This is a genomic window from Homoserinimonas sp. (assembly GCF_056262345.1).
In genome coordinates this window covers 1-7,029 of sequence record NZ_JBACFR010000250.1, presented here as the reverse complement: position 1 = coordinate 7,029, position 7,029 = coordinate 1, and the positions used below count along the sequence as shown (strand labels likewise).

The following is a 7,029-nucleotide window of genomic DNA, read 5'->3' as shown; positions in this document are numbered from 1 at the left end:
TAAGCGAATAGAGCAGCGCCCCAGATAATCCATGAACGCCGAGAGTTCACGCCACGCCTTTCATTTGTCGATCCCTCGACGTAAATTCACTCGACGCGACTAGCGGTCGGAACCTTCATCATCATTTCGGGGACGAGACGCAAGAAACTTCTCAAGCTCGGCGGCGATCTCATCTGCCGTCGGGAGCTCACCATCCTCATCCGTCAGGGGTGAGGGAAGGGAATTGCCCTCCATATACGCGTCATGCCGCTCCTCGAGGGCGCCAACAAGACGAGCCAGTTCGAGGTTCTCCCCCACCTGATCGTCGATGCGGGCCACAAAGTCGCGCCCGTCCTGACGGAGACTGTCGGTCGGGAAAATGAGCCCGGTGGCGGCGGTCACGCACTCAAGTGCCTTGACTGCGGCATCCGGATACTCCGTATCCGCCAGGTAGTGAGGAACAAGCAGCACGAATCCGCAGACCGATTCGGCCGATTCATACAGGGCGTGCTCCACCAGGTGCAGCACATTGGCCGGCACATGGGTATGCGGCCGCCACACGGACATCGACTCAATGAGTTCCGTGCGGTTGCCGCTCACCGTTACGCCGATGGCGCGGGTGTGAGGAACCGGCATAGGGATCGCGTGGACCCACGTCGTAGAGAGAGCACCGAATCGCTCGACCAGCCCGAGCACCGCAGCAACGAAACGCTCCCATTGAAAGTCGGGCTCGTACCCGGAGAGAAAGAGAAACTGCTGTCCGACATCGTCGGTAACCAGGTCGAGCGAGAGCCGTGCCGGGCGATAGTTGTCCAGGTGATCCTGGTCGAAATAGATCATGGGGCGGCGTGCGCGATAGTCGAGAAGCTCGTCGTTCTCGAACAGGGCGATCGTCTCGAAATCGAGCGACTCCCTCAGGTACTCGCTGAACTGTGAGATGGCGGAACCGGCATCGGCAAATCCCGTGAGCGCCGCGACGAGGGGCAGCCCCGCCGGCACGGATACACCGCCGGCGAGTTCATAGAGGCCCTCAGGAACTTTCATACTCCAATGCTAGCCATCGCGGCTGCATCCTAAGCACGAGGGCGCCAACCGGCACTCCTGCCGCCTTAGCATGGGCAGTATGACCGTTCCCCAGCTGACAATCACCACAAATAGCCCACTGAGCATCGACTCCGACGTGCTCGTGCTGGGAGTGCTCTCGACTCCGGACGGCGCAGCGCTGGCCGTAGACACCGCCGAGTATGCCTCCATTGGTGCAGCGCTTGAGGCCGTCGGCGCGACTGGCTCACGCGACCAGCTGATCCGGCTTCCTTCGATAGGAGGGTCTGCCCGCAGCGTTGCCCTCGTGGGGCTCGGTGTTTCTGAGCCCAACTCGCAGGCACTGCGGTACGCGGCCGGAGCGGCCGTACGCCTGCTTGGCGGCGTGGATACGGTGACGTTCCACCTCCCGGTGACCTCGGATGAGGATCTCAATGCCGTTCTCGAAGGTGCGGCCATCGCCGCATACTCGTTCACCCGTTACCGGGCTGCGTCGCTAGATAAGGAGAAGAACCCGCCCAGCGCGATCACTGTTGTGGGCGAATCGACCAACTCAGACGCCATCGTCGCCCGCGCGCAGGCGATCGCCGATGCCATTCACCTGGTAAAGGATCTGGTCAACACTCCCCCCATCGATCTCTTTCCGCAGAGCTTCGCCGAAGCCGCGATCGAGGCAGTGGCCTCGGATGGCATCGACGTGACCGTGCTCGACGAGCAAGGCCTCTCCGAGGGCGGCTACGGCGGCATCCTTGGCGTTGGCATGGGCTCCGCGCGCCCGCCAAGAATGGTGCGTCTTGAGTACTCCCCCGCCGGCGCCACACGGCATCTCGCCCTGGTAGGCAAGGGAATCACCTTTGACTCCGGCGGGCTGAGCCTCAAGCCTGCGGCGTCGATGGTTGGCATGAAGTACGACATGACGGGGGCCGCAACGGTGCTCGCGGTGGTTCGTGCGGCATCCAGACTCCACCTGCCCGTCAAAATCACGGGGTGGCTGTGCCTCGCCGAAAACATGCCATCGTCGACGGCGCTTCGGCCGAACGATGTAATCACGGTGCGTGGTGGCACCACCGTTGAGGTGCTCAACACCGACGCAGAAGGCCGTCTCGTTCTGGCCGACGGACTCGTTGCCGCAAGCGAAGAGATGCCCGATGCCATCATCGATGTCGCGACCCTCACTGGCGCAGCGATCGTGGCCCTCGGCAACCGTTACGTGCCGATGATGGGCGACGAGAATCTACTGGCGCGCATCAGCAGAGTCGCGGATCAAGTCGATGAGAAGGTCTGGCCTATGCCTATGCCCGATGAGCTGCGCCCTGCGCTCAACTCTGACGTGGCCGATCTTGCCAACGCTCGAATCGGCAACTCCGCGGGCGGAATGCTGCTCGCGTCGGTGTTCCTCAGGGAGTTCATCGGCACTGCAGACGGCACGGAGACACGCATCCCCTGGGCGCACCTTGACATCGCGGGCGCCGCGAATAACTCAGCGGGCGCTTACGGATTCACGGGCAAAGGTCCGACCGGCGTCACGGTGCGGACACTTGTCGCACTGGCACAGGAATTCGGCCAGGCATAGTAGGGTTTTTGTTACGACGATTATGCCGCTGGACTCGCATCACCACCCCCCTTTGCGGGTCTCGCACATTCCTCATCCACAAGGAGTTGACGGGTGCCCGAACAGAACTTTGACCTAGTAATTCTCGGCGGCGGAAGTGGCGGCTACGCCGCTGCCCTGCGCGCAGTGCAGCTCGGATCTTCCGTAGCTCTCATCGAGAAGAACAAGCTCGGCGGCACGTGCTTGCACGTCGGCTGCATCCCCACGAAGGCGCTCCTTCACTCGGCAGAGGTCGCCGATGTCGCACGCGAGTCCGCCAAGTACGGCGTAAACGCGAGCCTCGAGGGCATCGACATCGCCGGCGTGACCGCCTACCGCCAGGAAGTGGTTTCCAGCAAGTTCAAGGGACTCACCGGCCTGATCAAGATGCGTGGCATCACCGTTATCGAGGGTGAAGGCAAGCTTGTCGCCCCCAACGCCGTTGAGGTAGCGGGCACCCGCTATGTCGGCAAAAACGTGATCCTCGCTACGGGTTCTTACTCGCGCAGCCTTCCCGGTCTGGAGATCGGCGGGCGCGTCATCACCTCGGAGCAGGCCCTCGAGCTCGACTTCGTTCCGAAGAAGGTAGCCGTCCTCGGCGGTGGCGTCATCGGGGTCGAGTTCTCTAGCGTGTGGAAGTCGTGGGGTGCCGACGTCACCATCATCGAGGCGCTCCCCCATCTCGTCCCCAACGAAGACGAAGCCATCAGCAAGCAGTTCGAGCGCGCATTCCGCAAGCGCGGAATCAACTTCAAGGTTGGCGTGCGCTTTCAGAGCGTCACTCAGAACGATGACGGCGTTATCGTCACCCTCGAAAACGGCGAGACCATCGAGGCCGAGCTTCTTCTCGTTGCCGTTGGCCGTGGACCGTCGACGGCAGGTCTCGGTTTCGAAGAAGCCGGCATCACCATGGACCGTGGATTCGTCCTCACCAACGAGCGGCTCGCCACGAACGTTCCCGGCGTCTACGCCGTCGGCGACATTGTTCCCGGACTGCAGCTCGCACACCGCGGGTTCCAGCAGGGCATCTTTGTGGCAGAAGAGATCGCCGGACTCAACCCGGTCGTGATCAGCGACACAAACATCCCCAAGGTCACGTATTCCGACCCCGAGGTCGCCTCGGTCGGGCTCAGCGAGGCAAAAGCCAAGGAGCTGCACGGCGCGGACAACGTGTCGAGCTACGACTACAACCTCGCTGGCAACGGCAAGAGCCACATCATCGGCACGTCCGGCCTCATCAAGGTCGTTCGAGTTAACGACGGCCCCGTCGTCGGCGTCCACATGATCGGCGCGCGCGTGGGCGAACTCATCGGCGAAGCTCAGCTCGTCGTGAACTGGGATGCGCATCCCGAAGACGTAGCACCGCTCATCCACGCACACCCCACGCAGAACGAGGCGCTCGGAGAGGCCTTCCTGGCCCTCGCCGGCAAGCCCCTCCACGCAGTCTGATCCGGCCTGCACATATGCTGGACCTACAGAATTCACATAAGGAGCACCCCTGATGAGCCAATCCGTCAACCTCCCGGCACTGGGTGAGAGTGTCACCGAGGGCACGGTTACGCGCTGGTTGAAGAACGTCGGCGATCGGGTCGAGGTCGATGAGCCTTTGCTTGAGGTCTCAACCGACAAGGTCGATACCGAGATTCCATCGCCCGTAGCCGGCGTTATCGAGGAGATCCTCGTCGCTGAGGACGAGACCGTAGAGGTTGGCGCTCCGCTCGTCCGCATCGGTGACGGCAGCAGCGACGCAGCAGCTCCGGACGCCGCCGAGCCTGCAGCAGAAGCGGCTCCCGCCGCAGAAGCTCCAGCACCTGAGGCAGCACCGGCTGAGCCTGCAGAAGCTCAGTCCGCGCCCGCCGAGCCCGTCTCCGCTGGTCAGCCCGTCGCAGAGCAGGCTCCTGCTGCTGAATCTGCCCCGGCTGCGGATGCTCCCGGCCAGTCAGTTGTTCTCCCCTCGCTGGGTGAGAGTGTCACAGAGGGAACGGTAACCCGTCTTCTCAAGAAGGTTGGCGACACCGTTGAGGTGGACGAGCCTCTTCTTGAGATCTCCACAGACAAGGTCGACACCGAGATCCCGTCGCCCATCTCCGGGATCGTTCAGGCGATTTTCGTCGAAGAAGACCAGACGATCGAAGTGGGTGCAGAGCTTCTCCGCATCGGAAGCGGCGCAGCGGCTCAGTCCGAGCCCGAAGCGCCCGCCGAGCAGGCAGCACCCGCAGAGGAGACCGCTCCCGAGCAGGCAACACCGGCAGAGGAGGCCGCTCCCGAGCAGGCAACTTCCGAGCCCGCAGAGGAGACCGAATACCTCCCGTCTGAGGTTCCCGCTCCGGCAGCTCCGGCAACTGAAGCGGCACCTGCGGAGGCTGCTCCCGCCGCAGCAGCTGCTCCCGCAGCGCAGCCTGCAATCAACGCCGGGTACGTGACCCCCCTCGTTCGCAAGCTTGCGAACGAAAAGGGCGTCGACCTTAGCTCCGTCTCCGGCACCGGTGTCGGCGGTCGCATCCGTAAAGAGGATGTACTCGCAGCGGCAGCTCCGGCTCCCGCTCCGGCAGAAGCATCCGCTCCCGCTGCCGTTCCTGCCGCCACGGCGACCGCTGTGGAGGTTTCTGAGCTTCGCGGTACGACGGTTCCCATGACCCGCCTGCGCAAGGTCGTTGCCGAGCGCGCGGTCATCTCGATGCAGTCGTCTGCTCAGCTGACGACGGTCATTGAGGTCGACGTCACCAAGGTCGCTGCTTTCCGTGCGAGCGTCAAGGACGAGTTCCTGGAGAAGACGGGTACGAAGCTTACGTTCCTGCCCTTCTTCGCTCTCGCCACAGCCGAGGCTCTGCAGGCATACCCGATCATCAACGCGACGATCGACGGTGAGAACATCGTCTACCCGCCGCAGGAAAACATCAGCATCGCGGTTGACACCGAGCGTGGCTTGCTGACTCCGGTCGTGCGCGACGCGGGTTCGCTCGACATCGCCGGCCTGGCTGCGCAGATCGCTGATCTCGCTGAGCGGACCCGCGAAAACAAGCTCAAGCCAGACGAGCTCGCTGGCGGAACGTTCACGCTGACCAACACCGGTTCGCGCGGCGCTCTGTTTGACACGCCCGTTGTGTTCCTGCCGCAGTCGGCAATCTTGGGCACCGGAATCGTGACTAAGCGTCCCGTCGTCGTCTCCGACAGCGGCAGCGACGCGATCGCCGTTCGTTCGATGGTCTACCTTGCTCTCTCGTATGACCACCGCATCATCGATGGAGCAGACGCCTCCCGATTCCTCGTGATGATCAAGAACCGCCTCGAGGCTGGTGACTTTACGAACGACCTCGGCATCTAGATTTCGTAGATACCGCGGATCTTCCATCCGGCCTCGTTCCTGACTATCAGGAGCAAGGCCGTATGACTGTATCCGGGCTCCGCGCCGCCACCGAGCTGGATCGCGTCTGATTGCGAAGCTGCTGGTTCGCGAAGCAGCACCGCCGACCCCATCTGATCAACAAGCTCAAGGGCATTCGGAGCCCATGGTTCCGAGCCTTGATCGGCACGACTGGTCTCGCCTCGCTGGGCCGCCATGATCGTCTCGGCGTCCGAAAGGAGAACGGGCGACTCGCCATGCACTATGGTTTCGAGGCACGTCACCGACCTCTCCGCAATGCATGCGGAGCGAACCCGCAGTAGCTCAACACCCGCCGCTGCGGCATCGTCGCCGCTAAGAATGGCCGCCGAATCGAGATTCGGCGGGGCGTCAGCACCGTGAACCACGCCGCTGCCCTCCGCCGGCGTCTCTTGCCTGGACATCGATTCTGCGGGCACCACCGCGGGGGATTCATCTGCCGCCGTCTCGGTATCCTCCGGGTCCGCGACAAGAAGCCCAACTGCAAGCGCTCCGCACAGCAGGGCGACGCCGCCGAGCAAGAGGTACCGTCGGCGAACAACGGTGACTGCGTGCCAGGCGGATTTGGCGGCCCGCACAACCGAGTTCACCGCGACATCGGCCGCATCCGCAAGAGAATCGGGCACGCCCAAAAATCGTAGGTGCAAGCTGTCTCGGGGCTCCCGTGGCTCGTGGCCTCCGCTGCCGCTCACCTGCCCGCGAAGCTCAAGAGGCCGTGCTCGCGCAGCATCCGGCGCTCTGTCCGTGTACGACACCGGCGAGGGCTCGCCGAGATCAAACAACCTATCGGCGAGTTCCGCGGCAAATGCAGGACCCGCCGGGGCATCCGATGCCAACCAGGCTTCGAGGCCGCCAGCCCCCTGTTCCCCTGCGACTTTGCCGAGAAGCACTCTCGTCAGGGCGGAGAGAGCGACCCGGTCACTGCGGAAGTCAGCGTCTGATGCCAGCAATGCGGGGGTCGCAGGACGGCGGCCATCGATCGCCTTCGCAGAACCGAAACCCGCAAGGATGGGAGCGCCATCCTCACTCAACAGCA

Annotated in this window: 5 protein-coding genes; 3 read left to right on the top strand and 2 right to left on the bottom strand. The window is 63.4% G+C overall.

Annotated features, from left to right (window positions below; genetic code table 11):
• Positions 1-99 precede the first annotated feature (99 nt).
• Positions 100-1,023, bottom strand: coding sequence for a proteasome assembly chaperone family protein (locus tag AC062T_RS11825; protein ID WP_108516634.1), 924 nt, complete (start codon positions 1,021-1,023; stop codon positions 100-102).
• A gap of 79 nt (positions 1,024-1,102) precedes the next feature.
• On the opposite strand from AC062T_RS11825, the gene AC062T_RS11820 reads away from it, so the two are divergent.
• The 3 genes from AC062T_RS11820 to sucB all read left to right on the top strand — a co-directional run bounded on the left by AC062T_RS11820 (position 1,103) and on the right by sucB (position 5,936).
• Positions 1,103-2,593 (top strand): leucyl aminopeptidase, encoded by a 1,491-nt coding sequence (locus AC062T_RS11820; protein ID WP_476030265.1) that lies wholly within the window; start codon positions 1,103-1,105, stop codon positions 2,591-2,593.
• A 93-nt stretch (positions 2,594-2,686) separates the two neighbouring features.
• Positions 2,687-4,060 (top strand): dihydrolipoyl dehydrogenase, encoded by a 1,374-nt coding sequence (gene lpdA, locus AC062T_RS11815; RefSeq protein ID WP_476030263.1) that lies wholly within the window; start codon positions 2,687-2,689, stop codon positions 4,058-4,060.
• Positions 4,061-4,112: 52 nt separating this feature from the next.
• A complete protein-coding gene (gene sucB, locus AC062T_RS11810) occupies positions 4,113-5,936 on the top strand; it encodes a 2-oxoglutarate dehydrogenase, E2 component, dihydrolipoamide succinyltransferase (protein ID WP_476030261.1) in 1,824 nt (607 codons plus the stop codon).
• On the opposite strand, the gene AC062T_RS11805 is transcribed toward sucB, so the two are convergent.
• Positions 5,933-7,029 (bottom strand): hypothetical protein (locus tag AC062T_RS11805; protein ID WP_476030259.1); only part of this gene is annotated, 1,097 nt, incomplete at its 5' end. The genes sucB and AC062T_RS11805 overlap by 4 nt on opposite strands.